General features: G+C 45.2%; 21 protein-coding genes, 1 other RNA gene and 1 pseudogene. 12 read left to right on the top strand and 11 right to left on the bottom strand.

All coding sequences use genetic code 11. The features are described from left to right. Window positions 1-10 precede the first annotated feature (10 nt). The 3 genes from PSE6802_RS0123985 to PSE6802_RS0123995 all read right to left on the bottom strand — a co-directional run bounded on the left by PSE6802_RS0123985 (window position 11) and on the right by PSE6802_RS0123995 (window position 1,754). Window positions 11-424, bottom strand: coding sequence for a type II toxin-antitoxin system VapC family toxin (locus PSE6802_RS0123985; protein ID WP_225902705.1), 414 nt, complete (start codon window positions 422-424; stop codon window positions 11-13). 11 nt (window positions 425-435) lie between these two features. Then, the gene (locus PSE6802_RS0123990) at window positions 436-744 is read right to left on the bottom strand and encodes a type II toxin-antitoxin system HicB family antitoxin (RefSeq protein WP_019502553.1); all 309 of its coding nucleotides are present in this window, start codon (window positions 742-744) and stop codon (window positions 436-438) included. Window positions 745-983: 239 nt separating this feature from the next. Further along, window positions 984-1,754 (bottom strand): TIGR00297 family protein, encoded by a 771-nt coding sequence (locus tag PSE6802_RS0123995; RefSeq protein WP_019502554.1) that lies wholly within the window; start codon window positions 1,752-1,754, stop codon window positions 984-986. A 15-nt stretch (window positions 1,755-1,769) separates the two neighbouring features. Between PSE6802_RS0123995 and PSE6802_RS0124000 the strand changes: the two genes are divergently transcribed. Next, on the top strand, window positions 1,770-2,399 hold the full coding sequence (locus PSE6802_RS0124000; RefSeq protein WP_019502555.1) for a DUF1361 domain-containing protein: 630 nt from the start codon (window positions 1,770-1,772) through the stop codon (window positions 2,397-2,399). 150 nt (window positions 2,400-2,549) lie between these two features. On the opposite strand, the gene PSE6802_RS0124005 is transcribed toward PSE6802_RS0124000, so the two are convergent. Both PSE6802_RS0124005 and PSE6802_RS0124010 read right to left on the bottom strand, forming a co-directional pair. Continuing rightward, window positions 2,550-2,873, bottom strand: coding sequence for a 4a-hydroxytetrahydrobiopterin dehydratase (locus tag PSE6802_RS0124005; RefSeq protein ID WP_019502556.1), 324 nt, complete (start codon window positions 2,871-2,873; stop codon window positions 2,550-2,552). Next, window positions 2,854-3,666 (bottom strand): SpoIID/LytB domain-containing protein, encoded by an 813-nt coding sequence (locus PSE6802_RS0124010; protein WP_019502557.1) that lies wholly within the window; start codon window positions 3,664-3,666, stop codon window positions 2,854-2,856. Before PSE6802_RS0124010 ends, PSE6802_RS0124005 begins: the two co-directional genes overlap by 20 nt. Window positions 3,667-3,894: 228 nt before the next feature. Between PSE6802_RS0124010 and rnpB the strand changes: the two genes are divergently transcribed. From rnpB to PSE6802_RS0124025, 4 genes are all read left to right on the top strand, one after another. Beyond that, window positions 3,895-4,417: RNase P RNA component class A (rnpB, locus tag PSE6802_RS31590), an RNA gene on the top strand. Between the two features lie 25 nt (window positions 4,418-4,442). Beyond that, complete coding sequence (locus PSE6802_RS0124015; RefSeq protein WP_026103517.1) at window positions 4,443-6,836, top strand: HD family phosphohydrolase; 2,394 nt, start codon at window positions 4,443-4,445, stop codon at window positions 6,834-6,836. After that, on the top strand, window positions 6,833-7,669 hold the full coding sequence (locus tag PSE6802_RS0124020) for an inositol monophosphatase family protein (RefSeq protein WP_019502559.1): 837 nt from the start codon (window positions 6,833-6,835) through the stop codon (window positions 7,667-7,669). The genes PSE6802_RS0124015 and PSE6802_RS0124020 overlap by 4 nt, the downstream gene beginning before the upstream one ends. Before the next feature lie 104 nt (window positions 7,670-7,773). Beyond that, window positions 7,774-9,438, top strand: a complete 1,665-nt coding sequence (locus PSE6802_RS0124025) for a GMC oxidoreductase (protein WP_019502560.1) — start codon at window positions 7,774-7,776, stop codon at window positions 9,436-9,438. Between the two features lie 93 nt (window positions 9,439-9,531). Here the strand turns inward: PSE6802_RS0124025 and PSE6802_RS0124030 are convergent, their stop codons facing one another. Then, window positions 9,532-9,837 carry a helix-turn-helix domain-containing protein gene (locus tag PSE6802_RS0124030; protein ID WP_019502561.1) on the bottom strand — a complete coding sequence of 102 codons (306 nt, stop codon included), beginning with the start codon at window positions 9,835-9,837 and terminating at the stop codon, window positions 9,532-9,534. Continuing rightward, window positions 9,834-10,187: pseudogene (locus PSE6802_RS36000) on the bottom strand (type II toxin-antitoxin system RelE/ParE family toxin). The gene PSE6802_RS0124030 and the pseudogene PSE6802_RS36000 overlap by 4 nt, the downstream one beginning before the upstream one ends. Window positions 10,188-10,561: 374 nt before the next feature. Between PSE6802_RS36000 and PSE6802_RS0124040 the strand changes: the two are divergent. The 4 genes from PSE6802_RS0124040 to PSE6802_RS0124055 all read left to right on the top strand — a co-directional run bounded on the left by PSE6802_RS0124040 (window position 10,562) and on the right by PSE6802_RS0124055 (window position 13,718). Next, window positions 10,562-10,870 carry a hypothetical protein gene (locus PSE6802_RS0124040; protein ID WP_071592321.1) on the top strand — a complete coding sequence of 103 codons (309 nt, stop codon included), beginning with the start codon at window positions 10,562-10,564 and terminating at the stop codon, window positions 10,868-10,870. After that, a complete protein-coding gene (locus PSE6802_RS34355) occupies window positions 10,867-11,022 on the top strand; it encodes a hypothetical protein (protein WP_019502564.1) in 156 nt (51 codons plus the stop codon). The genes PSE6802_RS0124040 and PSE6802_RS34355 overlap by 4 nt, the downstream gene beginning before the upstream one ends. 348 nt (window positions 11,023-11,370) lie before the next feature. After that, the gene (locus PSE6802_RS0124050; protein WP_019502565.1) at window positions 11,371-12,381 is read left to right on the top strand and encodes a nucleoid-associated protein; all 1,011 of its coding nucleotides are present in this window, start codon (window positions 11,371-11,373) and stop codon (window positions 12,379-12,381) included. Between the two features lie 2 nt (window positions 12,382-12,383). Then, window positions 12,384-13,718, top strand: a complete 1,335-nt coding sequence (locus tag PSE6802_RS0124055) for a hypothetical protein (RefSeq protein WP_019502566.1) — start codon at window positions 12,384-12,386, stop codon at window positions 13,716-13,718. 91 nt (window positions 13,719-13,809) lie between these two features. Here the strand turns inward: PSE6802_RS0124055 and PSE6802_RS0124060 are convergent, their stop codons facing one another. From PSE6802_RS0124060 to tatC, 3 genes are all read right to left on the bottom strand, one after another. Then, a complete protein-coding gene (locus tag PSE6802_RS0124060; RefSeq protein WP_019502567.1) occupies window positions 13,810-14,193 on the bottom strand; it encodes a hypothetical protein in 384 nt (127 codons plus the stop codon). 122 nt (window positions 14,194-14,315) lie between these two features. After that, entirely contained in the window at window positions 14,316-15,413 is a 1,098-nt protein-coding gene (locus tag PSE6802_RS0124065) for a potassium channel family protein (RefSeq protein ID WP_019502568.1), read from the bottom strand. Window positions 15,414-15,433: 20 nt separating this feature from the next. After that, on the bottom strand, window positions 15,434-16,270 hold the full coding sequence (tatC, locus tag PSE6802_RS0124070; RefSeq protein ID WP_019502569.1) for a twin-arginine translocase subunit TatC: 837 nt from the start codon (window positions 16,268-16,270) through the stop codon (window positions 15,434-15,436). A gap of 471 nt (window positions 16,271-16,741) precedes the next feature. Here tatC and PSE6802_RS31480 point away from each other — a divergent pair, with 471 nt between their 5' ends. The 3 genes from PSE6802_RS31480 (at window position 16,742) to PSE6802_RS0124090 (ending at window position 23,033) form a co-directional block, all read left to right on the top strand. Next, on the top strand, window positions 16,742-19,570 hold the full coding sequence (locus PSE6802_RS31480) for a response regulator (RefSeq protein WP_019502570.1): 2,829 nt from the start codon (window positions 16,742-16,744) through the stop codon (window positions 19,568-19,570). 69 nt (window positions 19,571-19,639) lie between these two features. After that, the gene (locus PSE6802_RS0124085) at window positions 19,640-21,433 is read left to right on the top strand and encodes an iron uptake porin (protein WP_019502571.1); all 1,794 of its coding nucleotides are present in this window, start codon (window positions 19,640-19,642) and stop codon (window positions 21,431-21,433) included. Between the two features lie 418 nt (window positions 21,434-21,851). Continuing rightward, window positions 21,852-23,033, top strand: coding sequence for an AI-2E family transporter (locus tag PSE6802_RS0124090; RefSeq protein ID WP_019502572.1), 1,182 nt, complete (start codon window positions 21,852-21,854; stop codon window positions 23,031-23,033). Between the two features lie 394 nt (window positions 23,034-23,427). Here the strand turns inward: PSE6802_RS0124090 and PSE6802_RS0124095 are convergent, their stop codons facing one another. Next, window positions 23,428-25,293 carry a hypothetical protein gene (locus tag PSE6802_RS0124095; RefSeq protein ID WP_019502573.1) on the bottom strand — a complete coding sequence of 622 codons (1,866 nt, stop codon included), beginning with the start codon at window positions 25,291-25,293 and terminating at the stop codon, window positions 23,428-23,430. Window positions 25,294-25,578 lie beyond the last annotated feature (285 nt).

A 25,578-nucleotide genomic window follows, 5' to 3' on the forward strand; every position in this document is an offset into this window, starting at 1 on the left:
ATTAACTCGGTTAAATTGACCAGTCTTGAATCATAAGTCCTGGAACTTTCTCAAAATCACGGCTGTTTCTTGTCAAGAGAATGCCAGCATTGACTAAAGAGATTGCAGCAATTCGCAAATCTCGTGTTCCAATGTGGAGTCCAGTTTTTCTGAATTCGCGAAAGCGCTCGTCAGCTCTAGTGTCATAATCCAAAATCTCTAAATCAGAGAATAAAACAAAGGTGTTTCTGAGGTATTTATAAGCTGAAATCAAATTCTGGGGAGTCGTAGCTTTGCGAATTTGAGCCAATCGTCCGGCAAACTGCTCCTCCACGCTAATTACTGTAATAAACAGAGCATCATCGGTATTTTGTTGGACTGCAAAAATGCGATCGCGAATCGCTGAATAGCCTCGTTCATAGAGGCTGAGATGATCTGTATCCATCACATAAAGGGTCATTCTTCAGACTCTTCGTTAGTTGCTTTACGGTAGGCAGCAACTTCCTCTAGAAAATCTTCAAATGTCGGATCGTTGGCAAAAATCCCGAAATGTTTTAACCAGGGATCGATCTTGGGTTTGATTGCTTGAGGCTCGATCTCGATTGTGACTAATTCACCACGATTCATTTTTTCTGTTAAAACAGTTTTAGCTTTTGAAATGGCTTCTTCTTTAGAAGCTCCCTCAGCAATGCAGTTTGGTAATCCAACTACAGAAGCAACAAACTGATGCTCCGATCGACTCTCTACAAAGACTTGATACTGCATGTTTGACTTTCGTAATTTCATGGGGTAGCTACCACCCTGCTCTTAATTTTAATACAATCCTCTCTCCAAACCTCCTCAACAACCGCACAAATATATCGCAAAGAGCCGCCAGGGCATTATATAAAGTCCCTGGCATGGTTGGTAACGATTCAATCAGGGTTGAAGGGGCTACGCCCCTGCTTGAGAGCAAGCCCCCAACCTTCAAATATCCTTACTTAGTTAGAGCTAACAGGTTCCTGTTATGAGACGATCGCTGCCCAAGCCACCGCCAACAGAACTGCAACTATCGCTCCGATCGCTGTATTAATGCCATTTACTACCTCATTGGTGAGCCAGTTCCATTTAGCTTGTAGGGTCGCACCGATCAGGCTTTCCAGGTTAGTGGCGACAAAAGCAGCGATCGCGCACCAGGCTATTTCGAGTGGGTTGACGAGGATGCCTACCAATAAGGCGATCGCCGCGATCGTAAGGGATCCGACGATGCCAGCAACAGTGCCTTCCAAGCTAATTGCACCTTCGGTTCCGGCTGGCACGGGCTTGAGCGTCGTGATTAAGTAGGTAGTTTTACCGTAGGCTTTGCCTATTTCACTGGCAGTGGTATCGGATAGCTTGGTAGCAATACTGGCGGTATATGCCAATAACCAGAAGGGATGAGGCAAAAATGCGTAGCCAATGGCGCATACCGTACCTGTCAAAGCCGAACCCCACAAATTCTCGGGGCCTCTAGCCCCCTTGCGCTTTTCAGCAATTCCTTTTGCAGTTTTGATATCTTTACCAATATATGTAATGCCCGTGCCTAAAATGAGATAGCAAAACATGATGGCGTAGCCTTGCCATCCCACACAACCCCACAGGGTTATACCTAAAAACCAGGCATGAACGATTCCAGCCGTCGTAAGCGCCTTTCTGGGTAAGAATAACGCGATCGCCACCAGCAAGGTATTAAAACCGAGAGCAATTAACCAATTCCCTAGCGGTTGACTATTATATAAACCTATAAGGTCTTGCATACCCTAAATACTCACATGTTAACAGCATTAGAATTTTTTATTGACAACATCACCGGTTTCATGGCGTGGAATCTATTTTTAGCATTTATTCCACTTGTCTTTAGTATTTTTCTATTTAATCGGCGATCGCGTCGTAATATTCTATGGTGGTTAGGCTTAGTTATATTTATTCTCTTTCTGCCCAATGCGGCCTATGTAATTACGGATATTATCCACTTCGTGAGTGATGTCCGCAATCCCGACATACCGCCAAACGGGATCATTTTCTTAATTATTCCTCAATACATTATTTTCATCCTGGCAGGGTTTCAGTGCCACGTCTTATCTGTAATGGCAATAATTAACTATTTGCGCAGGCAGGGTATTGTCTCAAAGCGGAATGGGATAATTGGGATGGAGCTAGGAATCAATTTGCTAACTGCATATGGTGTCTATTTAGGCAGGTTCAATCGCTTAAATAGTTGGTATATCGTAACCAGGCCAGAAAGATTAGTTTATGAGGTTATTGACAGCTTTATGCGCGGTAACTTTTTGCTAGCAATGTTTATTTTCTTCGTTACGATTACATGCTTGTACTACATCTTCAAATGGATAGACATATCCATAATTGCATGGTGGCAAAGAGGGAAGCTCACTAAATCATAGCCAGGGCAAAGGCATATTAACTTCAAAAGCCTTAATGGATAATGGTTGGAGCGATTACATGCAATTTTTTGACAAAATGCTGAAATCCTTGCTAGACAAGGATTTCAAAAAAGGACTTCAAAAGCAGTATGCGTTTGCCCTAGTTAAGTCCTACAGAGAATTGATTTTTTTAGCTAGCTCAATATCTAGATGGCTGATGCCACCAGCATCATGAGTGGTTAGATCTATGACTACGCGGTTGTAGACGTTAAACAGCTCGGGATGGTGATCCATCTTCTCTGCTACGATCGCCACTTTAGCCATGAAGCCAAACGCTTCGACAAAGTTGCCGAAGCGAAAGGCTTTGTTGAGTTTGCCATTCACAATCGACCAGCCAGATAGCTTTGCTACCTCATCGGCAAGCACGGATTCGGGTAATTTCTCGATTGGCATGGTAATCAGAAAAATGGGAACGTTAGCGTTTGATAGGCTCATCTCTATACCACCAGGCAAGGATTTGCTGCCAGTTCCAACCTAGTTTTGCCATCTGCTGGCTCATTTCTTGATCCAGGTGGTGGCCGTCAGATACGGGCATATAACCATTACCCCAACTTACCCAGTTCACGGGTAGCCTGGCACGATAGTAACCTTTAAACCCCGGTCTCAGCATGTAGCCGGAGGTAGAAGCAACAGCCTGGTCGCTGCGAGTATGGATTAATGGCTTGGTTGCAGAAGTGAGGGGATCGAATTTAAAAAATCCCGAATAAACTTGATCGCGAGTATCGCTAACCAGATCGTAGGGAGCACTGCCCCACTTGCGCTGGCGCTGCGTGTTAATCGCATAGCTGCGGGCAGCAACAGCTTGTGCCATCAATGCATCTAGATGCCAACTAGCTGGCATTTCACTGGGAACAACACTGCGTAAATATTCTTCTAAGGGGAGGACATTGACGGCGATCGCCTTACCTCTCCACGGACGCACCTCCATTTCACCAGGGTAAAGTTGATTGCCAATTTGGATTAAGCCGTTGTTGGAGGGTTGGATGCGGTTAACACGGTTAACTGGCAGGATATACCAACGACCGGGATCGAGCCTTGCAGCAGACTGTCCGTCTGTTTGCAGTACCGCAGTCTGAGTGACTGCCACTGGCATGTTCTTCGCACCTGGATCCTCTTTAACCAATACGCGAAGAATAGTTGCAGACGCAGCTTGGGAAAAACCAGCGGACAGCACAAATGCTAGTGCAAAGCCTAGGCTGCGAATACTTCGTGTCAAGCTTGTAATCATGGAGTAACTCTCACACCTAGAAATGAACAAAAAACAAAAATCTGGCTAGCTATTAGCTATTGCAGAAGCCAGGACTTATGAGTATTTCCACCCTAGTAAAGTCATTATACTAGAAAGCTATTGTTAATTTAATTTTACTTTTTGCAGATTAGCGCAACTCTAGAAGTATTGCTAGACTTTTTTAAAGTTTTTATGAAATTATTTTAACTCGGTTAATATGGGTATGAGAAGAGTAGGCGTGGTGGTTGCGGAGATGAAAATCTCTGAGGAAAGTCCGGGCTTCCCTGAAGACCGAACTGCTGGGTAATGCCCAGTGCGAGCGATCGTGAGGATAGTGCCACAGAAACATACCGCCTTAAACAAGGCAAAAGGTAAACGGTAAAGGGCAAAAGAAATTACTTTTTACTTTTTACTTATTTGAGGTAAGGGTGCAAGGGTGCGGTAAGAGCGCACCAGCAGAGTCGTGAGGCTCTGGCTAGGTAAACCCCAGTTGGAAGCAAGGCGAGAGGGTAAAAGGATACTGGTCTTTATATTCTTTGACCCGTTGTCCGCATCTGTGCTACAGCGAAAGCTGGGCGCGGCGATCGGGCGTGAGCCGCTTGAGGTGACTGGTAACAGTCATCCTAGATAGATAACTGCCAGATAGTTAAGATTGAAGATCCTTAAAGAGTTATGGGGTTTACAACCCTAAGACTTAAAAATCTACAGTCAAGGCTATTAACAGAACCCGGCTTATGTCCTGCTCTTCTACAAAAATACTCTGCTTCTGATAAGTTATGGGGAATTTTCCCACTTCGGTTAAGAGACTTGAGACTTGCCCGTTCCGGCGCTGGTTTGGGCGGGCAGTTGTTGGTGTAACTTTCGTTAGCTTGAGTGCGACGTTTGGCGCGCGCTATGTTTGGGAGCCGCAACTGTCTGTTGATTCGGTAGCTCAGAGCGATATTAAAGCCACAAAAACCATCAGGGTTATTGACGAGGAGGCTACCCGCCAAGCTAAGGAAAGAGCGCGCCAGCAGATACCTCAAACTTATTTGGCAAATCCAGAAGCTAACGAGAATTCCCAAAAACATCTCGAAGAGCTACTTCAGATTGGCGATCGCTTGCGGTCTTTGGCAGGCAAAATGCCCTACGTCAGTACGGATGCGATCCCTTATAACGTGCAGTTATATTTGCGCGCATATCCAGAACTAGCCTGGAATGCCTTGCTACAGCAGATCGAATTGATGCATGCCCAGCCCAAGCTATTTTCTACGCCGCTTTTACCTGCTCCCTCCTCATCCGATCTATCTGGGCAGGCGATTAAAGCACTACTAACAAGTAAAGCAGAACTGGGCGATGCTGCTTATCGGCAGTTAATTAACGAGATCGCCAATGCGAGGAAGTCTTACAAGCAAGCAGCAGAGAAGGTGTTAGAAGGTCCAGAGATGTATCGCGAACATCTGCTCGACCTCAAAAATAGCGAATGGGAGGCTGATAAGCAAGCCGTACGAAAAGCATTAAAGGAGATTCTAGCTTGGGGAATCGTACCTGGGTTGCCAGATGAATTTAGAAAATATCGAATCGAACATCAAAGGGATCTCCCTAAGGAACCGAATCGACGCGCGATCGCGACTGGATTGCTCGATCTGGTAGTAGTTTCCAACCTGGAGCCAGATTACGAACATACTGAGCAATTAGCACTCAAAGCCGAGTCTGAAATCAAACCTAAGTTTGTTACGCTCAGAGAAGGACAAATAATCGTCCATGCCGGGCGAAGGGTTACAAAAAAGGAATTTGATTACCTCGATCGCCTTGGATTAGTGCAAAGACGACCTAATCTGCCCATGCTTGCAGCGATCGCGATCGGCGTAGCTGGATCGATGTTCGTTTTTTCCAGGATTAATCGCAGGTGGTCGATATGGTTGAATACCAATCTCAAAAATGGCGATCTCGCTGCAATTGGTATAGTTTGTACGGGAACGGCACTGGCAACCGTGTTGTTAGCACCGGGAAGTATTGCACTCGTACCTTTGGCCAGTACGGGTCTGATTTTAGGTAGTTTTTACGGCTCTCGATTGGCGCTGCTGATTACTTCGCTAGTTTCAGCCTTAATAATTATGAGTGTTAGTGCGCCAATTATTAACTTTGCCCCAATCCTATTGGGTGGTTTGTTGGCAGCAGGGTTGACGAATCGCCCCCATACGCGATCGCAATTGGCAATGACGGGTTTGTTGATAGCAGCGGCTCAAACTGCTACTTACATTGCCTGTGCTATCTTCTTGGGTAATTTAGCACCCATGGGTCTGGCACTCAATGCATTGGGATATGCATCGGGCGGAATTATTGCTTCGATTTTGGCGCTGGGAGCCATTCCCTATCTAGAACAGATATGCTATGCCATCACCCCTATTCGTTTAGCCGAACTAGCCAATTTAGATCGACCTTTGCTCAGGCGGCTGGTTACGGAAGCGCCTGGCACGTTCCAGCACACCATGTTTGTAGCGAATCTAGCTGAGGCGGGGGCGCGAGAACTGGGAGCCGATACGGCCTTAGTCAGAACTGGCACGCTCTATCACGATGTCGGAAAGACATTACGACCGGAATATTTTATTGAAAATCAGTTTGGACAAACTAATCCCCACGATGTGCTGAACGATCCCTGGCGTAGCGCCCAGATTATTAAAGAGCACGTTACAGGGGGCTTGAAATTAGCCCAAAAGTATCGCCTGCCAGAACTTTTACAAACTTTTATTCCCGAACATCAAGGTACGATTACGATCGCCTATTTTTACCACAAAGCCAAGACTCAATCGCCAGAAACGGTTAAAGAGTCTGACTTTCGCTATGACGGCCCCATTCCGCAATCGCGGGAAACAGGGGTAGTAATGTTAGCCGATGCCTGTGAGGCAGCACTGCGCTCCTTGGGCAGCGAGGCAACGCTCGAAGAAGCCAATGAAATGCTCATGCGCATTTTCAAAACTCGATGGGATGACGGTCAGCTCGTGGATTCGGGTTTAACCTTAAACGACTTAGAACGCATTGCCCCCGTATTTTTTAGGGTTTGGCAAGAGCGCAACCACGGTCGCATTAAGTATCCAGCACTGGCGCAAAAACTCGATCCTACGGGTTCTGCCATACCGGAGCAAAAAGCTAGAGAGATCGAATCAGTAACAGGAGTCGAAAAATTTTGAACTGGGATCGTACGTTGGCGATCGCTCAACAGATTACACAGGTAGTAGGCGATCGATTGCTAGAGAATTTTCAACAATTGGAGAGACAAAACCGTTCTCCCTCTGCTAAAGCTGATGGCAGCTTGGTTACTCAATCAGATCGGTGGGCAGATCTGACAATTACGCAGATGTTGAAAGACGAGTTCCCCGATTGCGGCGTACTCAGTGAAGAATCTATCCAGGCTTTCCCAGATCGTGATTGGTGCTGGGTTGTCGATCCGCTGGATGGCACTTCCAATTTCGCCCACGGCATACCAGTCTGGGCGATTTCCCTGGGATTGCTATACAAGGGAGTGCCAGTATTTGGTTGCGTCTACCTGCCGCCTTTACGCCAGTCTTTGCATGGCTGGTTTGCGAGCGATGGCATGGATATCGATCTCCCACCTAACGGTGCGTTCCTAAATGGCAAGCCAATTAGCAGTACTCAGGACTTGCCTTCAGAGATTCCGCTCGGCAACTATTTTTTCAGTTGTTGTTCGCGCAGCTTGGAACGCATTGGTACTACTGTTAACTATCCCTGCAAACTGAGGATGCTTGGTGTTGCTAGCTATAACCTGTTAACTGTGGCGATTGGCTCGACACTGGGCGCAGTAGAGGCAACACCTAAGATTTGGGATATTGCGGCGGCCTGGCCGATCGCTCGAGCGGCTGGTGCAATATGGATACCCTTAGAATCTGGCTCTATCTTCCCCCTCCAAAGTGGTGTTGACTATAGCGATCGCAGTTTCCCCACACTAGTCGTAAGTAATCTGGAAATGAAAGCCATCTTCCAACCGATTGTGGCGGGTATGTAGCGATCGGTTTAGCACCGCAAAGCTCTATAAGGTCTGTAAAGAGTTGGTACTGCTCGATCTAGTGTAAAATCGCAATCTGTGCGTGTAGTTAGGTAGATCGCTGAATGCCCCCCCAACATACTCCTGAAATTTACGATGCCATTGTGGTTGGCTCTGGAGCTACTGGAGGTGTAGCGGCCAAAGAGCTGAGCGATCGCGGCTTAAAAGTTCTGGTATTGGAAGCAGGACGAGCCGTCGATCCGCAGGCCGACCTGGGGCATCAAGTCCGCGATATGGCAAAGCGGTTCTATAATCTGGCGATCTCTCGCCGACAGTCATACCAGTCAGCGCACCCAGGTTATTGGAAAGCCAATCCCGATTTCTTTATTGACGAAAAAGAAAATCCCTACACCACCCCCCCCGATAAGCCCTTCTACTGGATTCGCGGTCGGCAGGTAGGTGGCAAAAGCCTGACCTGGGGCGGCATCACGCTGCGCCTGTCCGACTGCGAATTTAAAGCTGCCAGCCGCGATGGTTTCGATCGCGATTGGCCGATCGCCTATCAAGACCTGGCCCCCTATTACAGCAAGCTGGAACGTTTTTTCCAGGTGCGCGGCGCGCGGGACGGGCTGGCGCAACTGCCAGATGGCGACTATCTGCCGCCCGCGCCGCTAACACCATCCGAACTGCATCTCAAAGCAACGATCGAGGCGCGATGGCCCGACCGTCGCCTGATTGCCTCGCGGGGTTTTCCCCTGCACCGCTCCACCGACGACGATCCCTGGCCCCGTTCCTCCAGCCAGGGGGCTTCGCTGAAAGCTGCGATCGCTACGGGCAACACCACCCTACAATCGGATGCCGTCGTCAGTCACGTTATTTTCGACCGCCACACGCGCAAGGCTCGCGGCGTGGCATATGTCGATCGCATCGCTAGGACAGCGCATGAGGTATCTGGTCGTATCGTAGTCCTGTGCGCTTCGACAATTGAGTCGGTGCGCATTCTCCTGCACTCCACGGAACGCTACCAACCTGGTGGTTTGACTGATGCCTCGGGCACCCTCGGTCGTTTTCTGATGGATCACGTTTCTACTTCAAACTTCTTCTTCTTACCTGGTCTTAAATTTGCAGGCAAGCCCTTCGATCTGTCCGGCTGCGATAGCTTTTTCATTCCCAACTTTTGCAACTTGGGAACCCAACAAGAGGATTTTCTGCGCGGCTATGGCATTTGGGGTGGCGTTCAGCGCTTCGATTTGCCCGGTATTCTGCGTAAAGTGGGAGAGGGCGCGATCGGTTTTCTGATCGCGCACGGCGAAGTTCTACCGCGCTGCGAGAATCAAATTCGCCTGAACTCAGAGGTTGTCGATGCCTGGGGCATTCCCGTTCCGCATATTGAATGTGCCTGGTCGGACAACGAAACCAGCATGCTGGCCCACATGCACGCCCAGATCGATGAAATCATCGACAAGGCGGGGGGACAGTCCATGCAGTTGACCGATATCTTTCACGTTCCCATCTTTGCCGACTACGTCAGCGGCATGCAGTCAAAAATGGCCTTTTCTGCGCCACCCGGCTATTACGTTCACGAGGTGGGAGGAGCGCGCATGGGAACTTCTCCCACCGACTCAGTTGTGAACGATCGCAATCAGTGCTGGGAAGCTCCCAACCTCCTCGTTACCGATGGCGCTTGCTGGGTATCGGCGGGATGGCAAAGCCCTACTTTGACCGAGATGGCAATTACGGCGCGTGCCTGCGAAGCGATCGCCGAAGAGATGCGCAAAGGTAACGTTTAGCACTAAACGAATTATATGACTGCAAGTGCTAAATCGACTTAAAGCTTTGATATAGGTTGGACTTTCTTCTCAAAAAAATCGCGTAGGAAGCTTTTAAGCAACCTTTATGTTTACTTCAAGCTGAACGTCCATACCTGCGCGAGCGAGCATCATTACTAATTTATCAATGCTGAATCTTTCAATATCGCCATTCATCAAGTCGCTAATGCGAGGTTGTGTTTCGCCAAAAAACAGGGCAGACTGCTTTTGAGTCCATCCTTGTACCTGAATAAACCGTTTAATATTCAACATCAGATCGGCTCGAATTTTGAGATTGAGGGCTTCTTCTGGCTCAAAACCTAAATCTTCAAAGACATTGTTGCGACCTTGAGTAACTGTGGAAAACTCGGTTTGACTCATTTGTTCTTTCCTTTTGTAATAGACTGTCGGTATTTCAACATCTGCTGATAACGCTTCTGCCCAATTTCTATGTCTATTTTTGAAGTCTTTTGAGTCTTCTTTTGGAACGCATGAAGTACGTAAATAGCTTCTTCAAACCTCGCGATATAGAATATCCGGTAAGCTTCACCAACTTAAATGCGAATTTCTTCAACTCCTAAACCAACAATTGTCATTGGTTTAAAGTCAGAAGGTGCTTCCCCACTCTGAATCGCTCGGAGCTGAAAGCCAGCTTTTCGACGAGCTGATTCTGGAAAACTTGATAGATCTTCCAGAGACGATCCCATCCAACGAATTGGCTTAGCAAGCATATCTTAGTATATACCTTATTTGGCATATCCAAGGCTATATTTTACAGAGAGATCGCCACGAAAGACGAATTAAAAAACGATTGCCCAAAATTCTCCCTATTGTCAGTTAAAGCGCGATCTCAGTTTTAAGCCGATGGCGCATAGCCTTAATCTCGGTGTAGCGATTGCTTTTCTTCAACAAACATTAGCTGTATGCTCTTAGCAAAGACACATTTTTCTGCCAAATGCCTATTTCCCCGGAGTTAACAAATCTCATCGAGCAACTTAACCAAGAACTATAGCGGTTTTCAGATCAGAAAGAGTAGGGGGTTTGGGGGCGTTGCCCCCAAGAAGGGGTTCCACCCCTTCACCCCAAAAATAAAACCCGTTCTCAAGTGAAAACCGCTATAGATCTGACTGAACAAACTGCTACAAAGGGAATTAACTTAGTGCAGTCTGTAATGTCTCTTTTTCCCAATAATGACGTTTTGATTCAATTCTATGCCTCTTTGAACACCGTATTATTTTTTGCACATACTTACCGACAACGGCTTCAAATCACAACGCAAACTTTCTTGGATGTAGATATGACTGCTGCAGAAGTTCAGGAAACGGGTGAAGAATTGGCTGCAATGCTTGGGGTAGTAATTGAGGTTAAAATAAGGGTTAGTAAAACTGTCACTACTTTGGAGGGTATGCTGTGAAACAATTACCAGATGAAAAGACATTACTAGAGTTGCTGAAACTTGCTAAGGAAGCTGAAAGTAAGGCTAGAGAACTTTATGAGATGGGTGAGTCTTTTGCTCAAAAGTGGGAATCCAGGTTAGGAGATAGACGATTAACGAAAAAGCAGTAGCTCTTGCGATCGCAATTTTATCGATTCTTGTCAAGGGCGATCGCAAAATCACAAATCCAAAAGTGCTATTACTAAGTGGATTTTGCTACATGATGATTTGTTCCTGTCTGAAAAGAGCACTTAAAGTAGTTTAGGAAAAGCACTTTAAGGTAATAATATCGACTAAAATAAATGAATATATTAACAATAATCCATGAACCCAATCATCACTGACCAAGTTTTTGATGGATTTCTTATCATTGGCACTGAGTTATGACTCAACAGTCAGTTTTTATTTCGACAACAGCGCTTCTGCATTGTCAAAGTTACCAGACTCTCTTTCATTGAAATGCAAGTATAAATTAAACTATGCAAATTAATCACGTTATTATTCATGAACTTATTAAAGAGCAATATATCACTGAAGCAAAAGTAGAATTTTCTTCTAATGTTTTGACTGTCGATGATAAGGTGAGTTTATTAATTGCAAAGTTAAATGAAAGATTCTCTATCAGTAGTAGAGCAGGTGTAACTTATGGAGTATTTGACCAAGATGAAGCACTGTTCTTTCCTCAAAAGTATAGAGATTATCACCAAAGTCAAACAGTTGATAGTTTTGTTACTATGACTTCTTCAGTAATGGATAATCTACGGGAGCAAGTTGTAAATATTCCTTTAGCAAAGGGAGGATACTTAGTTTTTGCAGATTATCAATTAAATCATGACTACTTTGGAATTTTCCTAATAAGAAATACTTCGGGAATGCTTTTTTCGAAAGATACTACTTTAGATACTTATAGCATAAATTCTGTTACGCACATAGACCTTGAAAAAATCGCAATGGGCTGTAGAATAAACCAAAATAATTTTGAAGTTGAAGAAATTCGTTACCTAAGTTTCATAAAAAAAGATATTTCAGATGTTTCTGGATATTTTATCAATTGGATATGCGCAGTTGAGCTAATTAACAATCTAGTGTATACGGAAACACTATATAAAATTGCAAATCGCATCCCTCTACCGAAAGATGAGAATAACTCGGATATCATTTCAAGAGAAGAATTAAAAAAGAAGATACATGATATATCACTGACCTCTCCTAGTGAAACTATCAATCTTGCAGACTTAAGTAGCATTTTGTATGGGGATGCAACAACAATTCAACAATTTGCCGAAGAAAATGATTATGAAATTGATTCGGAATTTAAGCCTGATAAAAGGATCTTAAAAAAATTCACAAATATTTCTGTGAATGAAGATGGCATTAAACTTGAATTCACTTTCAAAGACTTTAACGACAAGATAAAAGTAATTGACAATCAAGTCATTATCGAATCTGAAAGACTTGTTGCCGAAATCCAACGAATAATTAGTGAATAATTATGACTTCAGATAATCTTATTGGTTTTCAAACATTATATACACTCTGGGCAGAGAGTCTCGATCAATCTTTTGATGGCAGAAAACTTCAATTAACTGTTGTCAATCAAGAAGAGGCGTATAATCAGTTAAACGAGAAATATAATACTGCTTACATTGAAGATGACAAAATCGAGATAGTTTTAGTTAATGATGAAATAAAGATTTTTTATGATAAAAACACTTTTCTAAAAGATTTTAATGATGAGGATTTAAGCAAAGACTTTGCAATCATCAAATATAGCAATGAGTCGTTTATTTTTTATTCTCATGATGATCAAAAGAAATATGGGCAAAATCTTAACAAGGAAATTGTAGAACTAACGGAAGATCTATTAATTGAAAATACTTGCTATTATTCTAAAATCCTGGACTTAATGAAGGAAAAACTCGCAATTTATCATGCATCAGCTAATCGTGAAATTGTCATTGCTTTCATTCCAATTCAAGAACCTATCTTTTGTATTGGTTATCCATCAATCAAAACCGAGATCCCGGATTGCAGCCTTAAAAAAATTTATACCAGGCTTGAGAGCGATCTTCAAAAAAAAGACTTCATAGGTTTTATAAAGATTCAAATATGCAAATTATTAGATGTTTTTGACAAAGAGAAAAGATATGTTGAGTTCCTACGCAACTTTGAGAAAATTCTTGATTTGGCAGAATTAGACTTTGAAATATATTTGAGGAACTTTTCATTTGAGGAAGTGAGAAATAAATTTAGAGAGAGCAAAGAAAAATATTTGCAATCAATTCAAGAGCAAAATAATAAGCTTTACTCAAGAGCAGGAGCATTAGTTGTTTCAGTCTCTGCTTCTGTTTTTGCTTCGTTCAAGTTTAATAGTGATTCAAATTCAATTGGAGCTTCCTTAATTCTATTTGTTTATGTTCTGTATAGTATCTATTGTTGTTTAGAATTTGCCTCTCTTAAGGATGATATTTCTATCCTTCAAGAGGATTTAAGAGAAGACTTAAAAGTGTTTAAAGAAAAGCTACCTAAAGCTGCTGATATTTTAATAAATGATTCTTCTAAGCTGGAGAGCAAGATCGTTAAGACTAAGGATAGACTAATGATCTTATACTCTTTTATTGCTTTATCAAATTTATCTGTATTTGTCCTTATTTCTCTTCAAACAGGATGGTATTGCTCCGGCAACCTGAGATATTACAGGAGATACGGTTGTTTCAAGGGTCACTACCTAAAAAATGCACGCTCTATCATTGCCGGAGCAATATTTACTTGCGATTATTTTCTGGGGGCTGGTCTTTCTTCTTTTTCATTACATGATTTGGATTGAGCTTCGAAAGCATAACCCAGATACTGACTTTACTACATCATGATTTACCACTTGTAGTAAATCAACCAAATATTTCGCTTGAGAATCCTCGTCAAGCAGCAGTCGTAGACTCAACGGAAACTCCTTTTGCTGCTAAACGGTATCGTTCCTCATCTGCCTCTAATTTCAGCAATTCTTGATGGCTCTCACAGTAACGGACAACTTCGTCGATCGCAGATAAAGGTAAATCCCAATTTTCGGCTACCTGCTCTACTGACATCTCATTGACAAGCATGTCTTGCCAGATAGTCGAAGCAAGCAGCTTGCGTCCTTTGATGTAGAGTTGTCGCCGCCAGGGATGAGTGCGCGTTACCAGATATTGCCAATCTTCAATCTCAGCAGTGTTTTGCAAAGATTGAATGATGGCACCGATCAAAGCCAGGCGATCGCTTTCTGATAGTTTGATAGCTTGTTCTTTAAGTTCTTGCAGTGACATGAGGATGGCTCCACCAATGCTTGATACCTATTCTAGTATGCGCGATCGCGCTTGACCAATCGTTGAGCTTGATAAAACTTGCGATCGCAAAATCATAAACTCAAAAACGCTGTAGCTATGACTCAATCTTTTGGAGGCAAGGACTTAGGTTCGCGGGGCGGGGGTTGCCGTTCGGAAATCGGGCTGAGAATCTGATTGAGTTGCCGCAATTGATCGGATGTCCCCATACAGATCAGGAGATCGCCTTCTAGTAAAACCGTATTAGCATTGGGGCCCCCCAGTAACGTACCATCGGCGCGGCGGATTGCCAAAACTAAAGCACCGGACTGCGATCGCAAGCGGGCTTCATTCAGGGTACGGCCTACCTGCGGGCATTTAGAGTCAATTAAAAATTCTTCGATATAGTACGAGCGATTAGCACCGGAAATAATGCCATCGACAAAGTCCATCACCTGCGGTCGCAGCGCCGCTGCTGCCATGCGCTTGCCGCCCGTAATGTAGGGAGAAATCACCTCGTCTGCACCGCCCCGCCTCAGCTTTTTCATCGCTTCTTCGCTACTGGCTCTGGCGATCGCCCGAATATTAGGACTGAGCGTTTTAGCCGACAGCACCGTATACAAGTTCTCGGCATCGGATGGCAGCGTACAGACAATGCAAATCGCCCGCTCGATTGCTACGCGCTGCAAGGTTTCATCCAGCGAGGCATCGCCTTGCACGGCTCTGTAGCCCAGTTGCTCTGCTTGTTGGATCTGCTCGATTTCCTTATCTAACACGACAAAGGGAATGTCCTCAGAAGCGAACTCAGCAGTTACCTGTCGTCCCGTGCGCCCGAAGCCGCAGACGATGTAATGCCGATCTAGAAATTCCATGAGGCGCTTCTGTTGTCGCAAACGAATTACTTCCTGAAAATAGCCCTGAACCACAGCTTCCGTAAAGCGATTTACAATGAAACCAATGCTGATAATACTCATGAAAATCAGCGCAATTGTAAATATACGACCTTTTTCGTCGAGGGGGTGGGTTTCGCTATAACCGATCGTACCCAGGGTAATCGTAGTCATGTATAGCGCATCCAGCCAGTTCCACCCCTCGATGACCTGATAGCCCACCGTACCGATCAGCAACACTGACAAAAAGATCAGAATGGCGATCGTTAATTCCTGACGCAGGCGTTGGTATTTTACTGCCAGACTGAACCGCTTTGAAGCTTCTGATGCCATTGTTTTAGGATTTATAGGAATTAACGACCCAATAGCTTAACTAAGCCAATGCCACCGAAATACAACCCCCCGATCGCTCCGCCTAATAAACTCTGCGTCATCGGATCGGTGGATGGGGTCAGGACGGCTCCCACTATTGCCGCACCTAGAACCACGTAGCGCCAGCCCGACAACATGCGTTGCGATGTCACGATTCCAGTCAGGGCAAGTAAGGCTTGGATTACAGGGATCTGAAAAGCCAGTCCCGTACTGAAGAGCAGCAACAACACAAACTCAAAGTAGCGATCGATCGACCACAACTGCTCCACCACATCGCCGCCATAGCTGATGAAGAAGTTAAGCGCCGCCGGAATCAGAGCATAGTAGGCAAATAAAATGCCACCCAAGAACAAAATGCTGGACCCAAATACGATCGGCGCCACAAATCGCTTTTCCTTTTTGGTTAAGCCAGGTAGAACAAATCGCACGATCTGGTACAGAATCGTCGGACTGGCCAACAGCAGACCGCTGTAGCCCGCCACCTTGAGCGAGACAAAAAAGTATTCTCCCGGTGATAGCTGCAAAAATTTAGCGCCGTGGGCGGGAATTTCCAGCAAATAAACAATTTTGTTGACAAAGATAAAACAAATAATTATTGCTGCCAGCACAGTCGCGATCGCGTAGAAAATCCTCGTCCTCAGTTCTTCCAGGTGATCGAATAAGGACATTTCCACATCATCAACGGCTTCATCCTCAGAGTCATTATGCTCCTCAAAGTCAGAGTCGGCTGCCAATGCCTCAGATTCAGGGAAAAGCTGCTCGTTACTTGTCGTTTCAATAATAGCTGTTTCGGTAGGATCGGTAGCTGGGCTAGTCATGGGTAAACACTGTGCTTTATCTCAATCCTATACTGTATGACAATGCCTGTAATTGGGCAAAATCTAATAGCACAAGTTAGCAAAAACCCAAATAAAATATCTATATTAGGACTTATGCATGGAATGCTGAAATTCAAGATCCCCCTAGCCCCCCTTTTTAAGGGGAGAAACCCAAAAGCCCCCTTTTTAAGGGGTTTGGGGGATCTGTTGTGCGTAGGTCCTGTATATCTATAACGATCTATAGCGGTTAAAACTGCATATAGTTATTCATAAGCTATTCGTAAGTTTTTCATATTATTCAAACAGTAAATAGGCCAAAAAGCAGTAAGTTTAAGAGCAAGGTTATATCTGCGAAGCTTAACCCCACAATATATGCAGGCAAAGTAGGGTGCCAAAATAAGGTGACCTAGCGATCGAGCTAGAGGTGCAATGAAAGGCTACGGGTTCTTTTGCCGAAGGAAAAGATAGTATATGCAGCAAATCGGTGCGAGTAGTGCCAACATTTTGGTGGTCGATGACAACTTAGATAACCTTCGTCTTTTATCAAAAATCTTGATACAAGAAGGTTATGCGGTGCGCAGCGTTACCAATGGCAAACTGGCACTGATTACTGTTGATGCTGCACCGCCCGACCTCATCCTTTTGGACGTTAACATGCCGGAACTGACAGGTTATGAGGTTTGCCAACAGCTTAAGAGCAACGAGAAAACTGCTGAGATCCCCGTAATTTTCATTAGTGCCTTTAGCGATACTAAGGATAAGGTTAAGGCATTTCAAGTTGGAGGTGTAGACTACATCACCAAGCCATTTCAAGTGGAGGAGGTGCTAGCGCGCGTTCGCAATCACCTCAATCTCAAAAGGATGCAAGAGCAACTGCGATCGCAAAACCAACTGCTCCAACAAGAAATTAACGATCGCAAGGCGATCGAGAGTCAACTACGAGAGGCAGAGAGCAAATATCGCAGTATTTTTGAAAATGCGATTGAAGGAATTTTCCAAACAACCCCCGATGGTCGTTACCTCAATATTAACCCTGCCCTGGCACGCATGTATGGCTATAGCAGTCCAGAAGAAGCGATGGCAGCATTAGTTAATATCGATACGCAACTTTATGTCAAGCCCCGGCGACGACTGGAGTTTGTCACCGCGATCGAGCGCAATGATATCGTGACCAACTTTGAATCCCAAGTGTATCATCGCGACGGTCGCGTAATCTGGATCTCCGAAGCTGCCCATGCCGTTCGCGATACCGAGGGCAAGATTATTTACTATGAGGGTACGGTTAGTGACATTACCAAGCGGAAACAAGCCGACGATACATTACAACGCATTAACTCTCAGTTAGTTGCCCAGTACGAAACGGCGATCGATGGTATTCTGGCGGTTGACGAGCAGGGGCGCATTGTTAATTACAACTTCCGTTTCTGCCAGATGTGGGGCATTGCCCCCGAGATATTACAGGAATGCGATTCTGGTTTAATTGCCTACCTATCAGCTCAGGCAAATATCCCCCGCAAACTAATCGCAGTAATTGAAGGAGCCTACGATCGCGCAGATCGCTTCGATCGCGGCGAGATCCAGATGGATGATGGTAGGGTACTCGACTATTATTCCGGACGCATCATTTCCCCCGACGGGCATTTTTATGGCATCGTCTGGTATTTTCATGACATTACGGAGCTGGTTGAGGCTAGAGAAAAAGCGATCGAAGCCTCTAAGTACAAATCGCGCTTTTTAGCAAACATGAGTCATGAAATTCGTACGCCAATGAATGGAGTCATGAGCATGACCGAGCTATTGCAAAAAACATTGCTCAGTACCGAGCAGCAGGACTACTTGCATACTTTGAGGGTATCAGGTGAAAACTTACTACTGATAATTGACGATATTCTCGATCTATCCAAGCTAGAAGCGCGCGAGATGCATCTGGAATCGCTCGATTTCGATCCAGTCAATAGCGTAGAGGCAGTTGCCGATCTCCTCGCCCCACAAGCTAATGCTAAGGGAATCGAGCTATTTACACTTCTGGATACTAACTTGCCCGCCTTGCTACGCGGCGATCCCACGCGACTGCGCCAGGTAATTATGAACCTGGTAGGCAATGCAATTAAATTTACCGAGCGCGGCGAAGTGCAGATCCAGGCTTCTCTCTACGACACAACCGATACTACAGTAACGGTCAGCTTTACGATTAAAGATACGGGTATTGGGATTGCATCTGAAAATCAGAAATTATTGTTTCAGCCATTCACGCAGGTTGACGCTTCTACAACTCGCAGGTATGGCGGTACGGGACTTGGTCTGGCTATCTGTCGGCAATTGGTGGAAATGATGGGCGGTAATATACAGGTTAAAAGCGAAGTCGGTCGAGGCTCTGCGTTTTCTTTCACTGCTACGTTTGAGAAATCCCAAGAGCAGTCTGCTAACACTTCCATTTTTCAAATCAGGCCACAGTTAGAACATAGAAGGGTATTAATTGTTGACGTTCACCCCACTAGTCGAAGAGTTCTCTCTAATTACGCGCTTACTTGGGGTATGTCGGTGACGGAGTTCGATCGCATCGATCTTGCTTTCAATTCTTTAGATCGTCTCGCGGCAATGGGACAATATTTTGATATCGCATTAATCGGTTTAGATGAATTGGACAATTGCAGGGAACTTTTGGGGAAACTGGGGCAGCTATCGCCAGGGAGTCATTGCACCCACAGCATTATCTACACATCGATTGGTAATCGAGAGACTGCAATTAATTTGGTAGAGAACGATTGCGCCTATGCCTACTTGATCAAACCAATTCGGGCATCGCGCTTGCTGGAATGCTTAATCGGTGCTCTGGATACGGGCACAGCGGTCAGTCCCTCAGTTACCAAAACCTCGATCCCTAACGACGATACTCAACATGCAGAAGATTTATTAGCTAACCTCAAAATTTTGATTGTTGAAGATAATCCGGTGAATCAGAAAGTGGCAATACGTCAACTGAAAACTCTAGGCTGCACTCAGGTGAGTAATACCGCCAACGGTCAAGAAGCTCTGGCTCTACTCAAAGACCATGATTTCGATATTATTCTGATGGACTGCCAGATGCCTGTATTGGATGGTTATCAAACAACCCAAGCAATTCGACAGCTCGAAAGGGGGGCAAAACGCAAAACCGTAGTAATTGGATTGACTGCCAATGCCATGAAGGGCGATCGCGAAAGGTGCCTGGCATCTGGTATGAATGACTACCTGAGTAAGCCAGTTGCACTAGACGAACTATCAGCGATGCTGCGTACTTGGTCAAACCGCCGGTCGTAAATCTGAGATATTTACGATCGCAATAGGTATTAATATGTTGAGGTGGGTGTGTACAAAGGGGATAAGTGAATGCCTAAATTAACACGATATTTAGTTGCCACAGCTTTAGGTTTGACTGTGTTGGGGGCAACAGCGACGATCGCGTCTGCCAATGAGCCAGATAAATTAGATAACGGATCGGCGATCGCGCCAATCAGTCAAGATAACCAGGATAACCAGGATAACCAGGAATTAAGCTTAACCGAACAGTGGAATCGCGATAGCCTGGCGCAAAATGCAGATATCAATGCCCAAAATGTGACATCGGTGTCGCAGCTTAGCGACGTGAAGCCAACCGACTGGGCATTTACGGCTCTACAGTCGTTAGTGGAAAGGTATGGCTGTATTGCTGGCTATCCGGATCGTACTTTTCGCGGCCAGCGTGCCCTCAGTCGCTACGAGTTTGCGGCTGGTTTGAATGCTTGTCTGGACAAAATTAACGAGATCCTCACAGCGGGGCTAGCCGATAAGGTAAGCAAAGAAGATCTAGCCGCCGTACAAAAATTGCAGGAGGAGTTTGCCGCCGAACTAGCAGCTTTGCGCGGTCGCGTAGATGCTTTGGATGCCAAAACTGCCCAAATAGAATCGCAACAGTTTTCTACTACAACCAAGCTGAATGGACTAGCTTTCATCAACATTACTGGTTCGACGGCCAGCAGACCCGTGCTACGGGAACCTGGTCGTCGCTTTCCAGTGCCAGGCGGTGCACCCGTAAGGGAATTCAAAAAAAATCCCAATGTCACATTTAGCAGCCTGGTGTGGTTAAATTTCCTCACATCCTTCACGGGTAAGGATTTGCTCGTCACGCAATTGGTGGCAGGCAACGGAAACTCTCCCAACAGCGAAGATAGTTTTGCTAGTGCGGGATTGCGCAATACCTGGGGCACTCCCTTCACGGAGCAAACGCCAGCAGGGGCAGGGGCAAACTTATTTGCTCTCCAGGAATTCTCTTATCAGTTTCCAATTTTCAACGATAAAACTCAACTCAAAATTGGCCCTGCAATTATTTGGTATCGCGTCTTCGATCAGAATCGATTTACCTTATTCCTAAATGGCAGCGGCACATTTAATTCCATCAACAGTACGCTCAGCAGTCCTGTCAAGCAAGGCGCTGGTGCCATTATTACTACAGCGCTCAGCGACCAGTTTGAGGTAATGCTGGGATATCTGGCAGAAAACAATACCTTCTTGCCGTTTACTCGATCTGCTGGCAATCCCCAAGAGGGTTTATTTGGTGGCACCAATATCTTTACCGGGCAGCTTACTTTCAAACCCAGTTCCGATTTCAATCTACGGCTCTTGTACAGCCATACCAATCAACAACCCAATCCTCCATTCGGTCAAGTTGGTGGTCTGGCTCCTATCAACGGTTTAGCTGATGATGGGTTTGGAGGGGGGTTAAATAATGCCCAATCGGATATCTATATTGCCAATTTCGACTGGCTGGTGACTAAAGGATTTGGTCTATTTGGTCGGTATAGCTTTAGCAATACTAATCTCAATCCCACCAATCCATTACTCAGTAAAGGAAGCATCTCAGCCCAATCATTTCAGATCGGCTTAGCTTTCCCCGATTTATTTAAGGAAGGCGCGCAAGGAACGATATCTTTTGGGATGCCATTTAACTATACTAGCGGACGGAATTTCCTCGTATCCGGCGGTGGGGATGGGGGTATCCAATACGATCTCGAAGCGACCTACTTCTTGCCAATTAGCAGGAATTTAGCGATCGTGCCGAACCTGTATTTAATCTTCAACCCTAACAACTTCAAGAGCAATCCCACTATATTTACCGCGAACCTGCGCATGCAATTTAGTTTCTAGCTCGTTGGCTTTTTTCTATCTTCACGCATTTTAGGCTTTGCGGTCATACCAATTCTCTTAATTAAAACTACACGTTGGCGAAAGGGGGTGTGGGGAACGTTGTTTGTATAACCACGATTTCTAGTCGCCAGGCAATACAGGCTTTGGTTTCTGGTGGAAGTTGCTGTTTGTCAAGTAGCTCGATATGCAACCCCTACCACTAGTGTTTAAGATTCATCGCTTCCCAGATTGTAGTAGGATGGCTTTGATGCGATCTATGCTGTTCTGCGGATTAAAATTTTAGCTATAAACATAGCTAGATTTAGGACGAGTACAGGGTTAGAATCCTTGCGTGCGGCACCGCCCCCCTTTGAATTAACCAAGATGTCTACAACTATAGATAGTTTCAATTTACTGTGTAAAAAGGTAAAAGTGGTGCATGGCTAGACCTGAGTCACCTACAAAGGAACGTAATTTGCTAGGCTGGTGGAAAGCACTAATGCCTATATCGCGTTTATTGGCGATCTCGCTGGCAGCGCCAATTATCGTGCTTAATGCCTGGGCGTTCTCGGAAATTTTTGGTTATTTCGAGTCGCTCTTTGTCGTGATTATTATTGCCTCCTTAGTATCGTTTCTGTTGAACTACCCTCTCAGTTGGCTAGAAAAGCGAGGATTGCGACGGGCTCCAGCAGCAATATTGGTGTTTCTGGTGGCATTGCTCGTACTAACGGCGATCGGTGTCACTTTAGTACCTCTAGCGATCGCGCAGGCGCAACAATTGGTAGCGCGCTTGCCAGAATGGATTGACTCGGGACAGCAACAACTGATGATGCTGAACGAGCGCGTTGATACGATGGGTCTACCAATTAGCCTTGATGGGCTGATTACGCAAATCAACGATCGCCTTAAGGTAGAACTGCAAACCATTGCAGGACAAGCATTAAACCTTGCTCTCAGCGTTACCGTATTGACGGTGGTGAGGTTGCTAGACGTGCTGCTGACGATCATATCCGTCCTTTATTTGCTGCAACACGGCGATGAGGTATGGGCTAGCTTAATTAGTTGGCTCCCAGAGCGCATCCAGCAACCCTTTTCCCGCACGCTCAGCCGCAGTTTCCAGAACTACTTTATTGGGCAAATTATCCTGGCTACTTGTATGGCATCGGGGTTAACCTCCATATTCCTTTTATTAAAAGTGCCCTTTGGCTTACTATTCGGTCTGACGATCGGGGTAATGGCACTCGTACCTTTTGGGGGGTCGGTGGGGATTGCACTAGTTACTACACTTGTTGCCCTGCAAGACATTGGGTTAGCCTTGCAAGTATTAGCTGCATCTTTGGTCGTACAGCAAATCATCGAGAACCTGATTGCGCCAAGAGTACTGGGAAGCGTGACCGGATTAAACCCATTTTGGGTTTTCATTGCAATTCTCACGGGCGTTAGGGTAGGAGGGCTTTTGGGAGTAGTAGTTGCAGTCCCCACCGCAGTTGTGATTAAAGAAGCGCTAGAAGCGATCAAAACAACACAAGCGACCCAGAGGGAACCAGTTGCTAAAGTAGAAGAAGTAGTAGTAGAAACAGTAAGAGAATTACCTCAGAAAACTATCTCTGATGGGGTTTAACTATAGCGGTTTTCAGATGAAAACGAGAAGGGGGTTTGGAGGCGTTGCCCCCAAGAAGGGGTTCCACCCCTTCACCCCATCAATAAAACCCGTTCTCAATTGAAAAGTGCTATAGCTAGGAGATTTCTGGCAAAGAAAATACCCGTAGGGCAGCGCCCCCGTGTCTGCCCTCAACCAATTGGGGTAACCACAGGGGAATTGCCCCTACAATTATCGGTATATTTTTTCATGGCAATCTCCTTAGGGTATTGCCAACAAATAATACCAATTCTCTAAAGCCATACTACGGATTCAGATCCCCCTCAATCCCCCTTAAAAAGGGGGACTTTAAGTAGTTCCCCCCTTAAAAAGGGGGGCTAGGGGGGATCTTCACGTACATTGGTATTAGTTTGAGTCAGTCAGAGGCTGGCTTTAGTTTTTTGATGTTTTCATCGACGGAGCGATTTAGATAATTAACCTTCACTTCTTCCAGTAGATCTCCCAAGAGAGATTCTATCTCTGCTAGAGTGTTGCCATCTTTTAGTTCCAATTGTAATTTGCTCGCGAACTTCTCTACTAAGCGTTTCTGTAGTTCCTCGCTCACCGGATCGGGGATGGCAGTTTGCTTAGATTCGTACGATCTCTTGGGTGTTTCCGCGACCAATGTCACGATTTGGGCGACCAAACTATCTTTAATCTGTTTTGGTAAGCGTTTGAGTAGAGGCCAGCGTTGGAGTTTTTGATAGAAGGATGTCGATCGCATGGCTTTATCTACCTGGTAGTCCAGCCAGGATTCTAGATCGGGCTTGATTTCTGGTAGAACCCTACAAGCGATAATTTCAACTAACCGATCTGCGATCGCTTTCATCTCATTGGTAGCATTTAAATCGACATAGGTAGACTGTGGTTTCTTGTCCTGTTTAAAGATTGCCCTCTGCAAACCACCCTGCGTCACCGATGTTTGCAATCGATCGATGCCCTTACCGATTACTGCTTGCGTCATTTCTTCAGCAAAACTCGTGACAAAGCCCAGACGCAGGTAAGCACGAATTTGGGCAAAGCTAACCAGACCAGCACGATCGAGACGAATCAATGCTGTAATAATCCGCAACGGCGCTAGGAAGGGTATTAGCAAGAATAGATCGAACCAGCGTCTTCCCAATGCCGTCCATAGAGAAATCTTCTCTCGTTTCCGCATTGAGATAATTCTAATTAATAGTTCCGCGCCAAATAGCATCGACCAGGGTAGATCGACTAGCCAGAAGCGATCTACAGGCTTATTATTCACTGCTACATGTCGATAGTAGTTAGAACTGAGAAGGAAGCTAATCTGGCGATCGAAAAAATCTAGTTCGTTCTGCCATCCTGCCGCTTGCAAGTTAGGATAGCTCCAAAATTTGGTAAAGGCTTCATCAGAAGATAAATTTGCCCACAAAAGTTCAGGAGCCAGGAGATCTAGAATCCCAATAGAATCTAGTATTTGTAGTGCTGGTGTCAGTTCGCTGCGATTTTCTCGGTCATGTCGAAACATGTGTCTTTTGATGCGATGTTTGATTTCTTGCAGAGTACCAGTCCTTTGCGATCGCTCAAAGTAATTCCCGTTCACTAATTTGAGACTTAGCTCCCGTAGCTCTGCCAAAATGGGATTAACTTCCCTAGGATTCAAACCACGTAACGTTAACTGAGAACGCAATTCTGCAACTTTGCGTAGATACACTTCCGTATCGGTATAAGGCTCAATTCCCTTAATTAGATCGTAACCCAGTACGGGCTCGTACATTGAAACAAGATAGCGGATTCTAAGATCGAAGAAATCCATCTCTTGCTGCCAACTTCGTTGGGTGAAATACTCTCTACTCCAAAAAGTTTCTAGAGCCTGCTTCAAGTCTTTGTTGCCGACTCGCTGCCGAAATTGGCGCTGAATTACAGCGAGAGTTCCACTCTTATTCAACACCTGAAAAGGTGGATGCTCTGAGAATAGCTGCACGCTATCTTGTCTGATTTCTTGTAATAGCGGGTTAACTTTAGCAGAGGCAAGTCCTTCCTGTTTTAAGATCTGCTGCAAAGTATCTACTTTAGCTAAATATTGTTTCTTCGCACTCGGCTGGGTTTTCTGTAAGCGTATATCTAGCCACAAATAAAAATCCCTTGCTTCTAAATAGCTCAGATCGAATATGGCAAAGACAACATTCACAACTACTAAGACAGCCATAAAACGCTCGCCTAGGAGTTGTAAAGGCGATCGCTTGGAGGGAAATAGTTTATTGTCGTACGAGCGCATATGAACTACAACAAACTGGGGCAACCATCACAGTCTACACTTTACCAGCAGCTACAGGGAGGTATTAAAAAACACCCGCCTTTAAGAGCGAGTGTCTTTCCCCCCTATTTACTTTTTTCACTTCAGTCAAGCACTACCTTGATGTTCTAAATCTAACAGTATCTATTTACTTAACGCTTCACTCGACTGTTTATTCATTGGGGCGATCGATCTCTAGCCAACTGGGTGAGAACTTTATGATTCAAGTGGGGGGTGGCATGACCGAGCTGTAATCCTAAACTAAAA

The sequence above is a fragment of the Pseudanabaena sp. PCC 6802 genome (assembly GCF_000332175.1).
Classification (GTDB): domain Bacteria; phylum Cyanobacteriota; class Cyanobacteriia; order Pseudanabaenales; family Pseudanabaenaceae; genus PCC-6802.

What these genes read in the sequence shown, in the direction of transcription:
- PSE6802_RS0123985 (WP_225902705.1), bottom strand. Translation starts at nt 424, where the DNA reads ATGGATACAGATCATCTCAGCCTCTATGAACGAGGCTATTCAGCGATT.
- PSE6802_RS0123990 (WP_019502553.1), bottom strand. Translation starts at nt 744, where the DNA reads ATGCAGTATCAAGTCTTTGTAGAGAGTCGATCGGAGCATCAGTTTGTT.
- PSE6802_RS0123995 (WP_019502554.1), bottom strand. Translation starts at nt 1,754, where the DNA reads ATGCAAGACCTTATAGGTTTATATAATAGTCAACCGCTAGGGAATTGG.
- PSE6802_RS0124000 (WP_019502555.1), top strand. Translation starts at nt 1,770, where the DNA reads ATGTTAACAGCATTAGAATTTTTTATTGACAACATCACCGGTTTCATG.
- PSE6802_RS0124005 (WP_019502556.1), bottom strand. Translation starts at nt 2,873, where the DNA reads ATGAGCCTATCAAACGCTAACGTTCCCATTTTTCTGATTACCATGCCA.
- PSE6802_RS0124010 (WP_019502557.1), bottom strand. Translation starts at nt 3,666, where the DNA reads ATGATTACAAGCTTGACACGAAGTATTCGCAGCCTAGGCTTTGCACTA.
- PSE6802_RS0124015 (WP_026103517.1), top strand. Translation starts at nt 4,443, where the DNA reads ATGGGGAATTTTCCCACTTCGGTTAAGAGACTTGAGACTTGCCCGTTC.
- PSE6802_RS0124025 (WP_019502560.1), top strand. Translation starts at nt 7,774, where the DNA reads ATGCCCCCCCAACATACTCCTGAAATTTACGATGCCATTGTGGTTGGC.
- PSE6802_RS0124030 (WP_019502561.1), bottom strand. Translation starts at nt 9,837, where the DNA reads ATGAGTCAAACCGAGTTTTCCACAGTTACTCAAGGTCGCAACAATGTC.
- PSE6802_RS0124050 (WP_019502565.1), top strand. Translation starts at nt 11,371, where the DNA reads ATGCAAATTAATCACGTTATTATTCATGAACTTATTAAAGAGCAATAT.
- PSE6802_RS0124055 (WP_019502566.1), top strand. Translation starts at nt 12,384, where the DNA reads ATGACTTCAGATAATCTTATTGGTTTTCAAACATTATATACACTCTGG.
- PSE6802_RS0124060 (WP_019502567.1), bottom strand. Translation starts at nt 14,193, where the DNA reads ATGTCACTGCAAGAACTTAAAGAACAAGCTATCAAACTATCAGAAAGC.
- PSE6802_RS0124065 (WP_019502568.1), bottom strand. Translation starts at nt 15,413, where the DNA reads ATGGCATCAGAAGCTTCAAAGCGGTTCAGTCTGGCAGTAAAATACCAA.
- tatC (WP_019502569.1), bottom strand. Translation starts at nt 16,270, where the DNA reads ATGACTAGCCCAGCTACCGATCCTACCGAAACAGCTATTATTGAAACG.
- PSE6802_RS31480 (WP_019502570.1), top strand. Translation starts at nt 16,742, where the DNA reads ATGCAGCAAATCGGTGCGAGTAGTGCCAACATTTTGGTGGTCGATGAC.
- PSE6802_RS0124085 (WP_019502571.1), top strand. Translation starts at nt 19,640, where the DNA reads ATGCCTAAATTAACACGATATTTAGTTGCCACAGCTTTAGGTTTGACT.
- PSE6802_RS0124090 (WP_019502572.1), top strand. Translation starts at nt 21,852, where the DNA reads ATGGCTAGACCTGAGTCACCTACAAAGGAACGTAATTTGCTAGGCTGG.
- PSE6802_RS0124095 (WP_019502573.1), bottom strand. Translation starts at nt 25,293, where the DNA reads ATGCGCTCGTACGACAATAAACTATTTCCCTCCAAGCGATCGCCTTTA.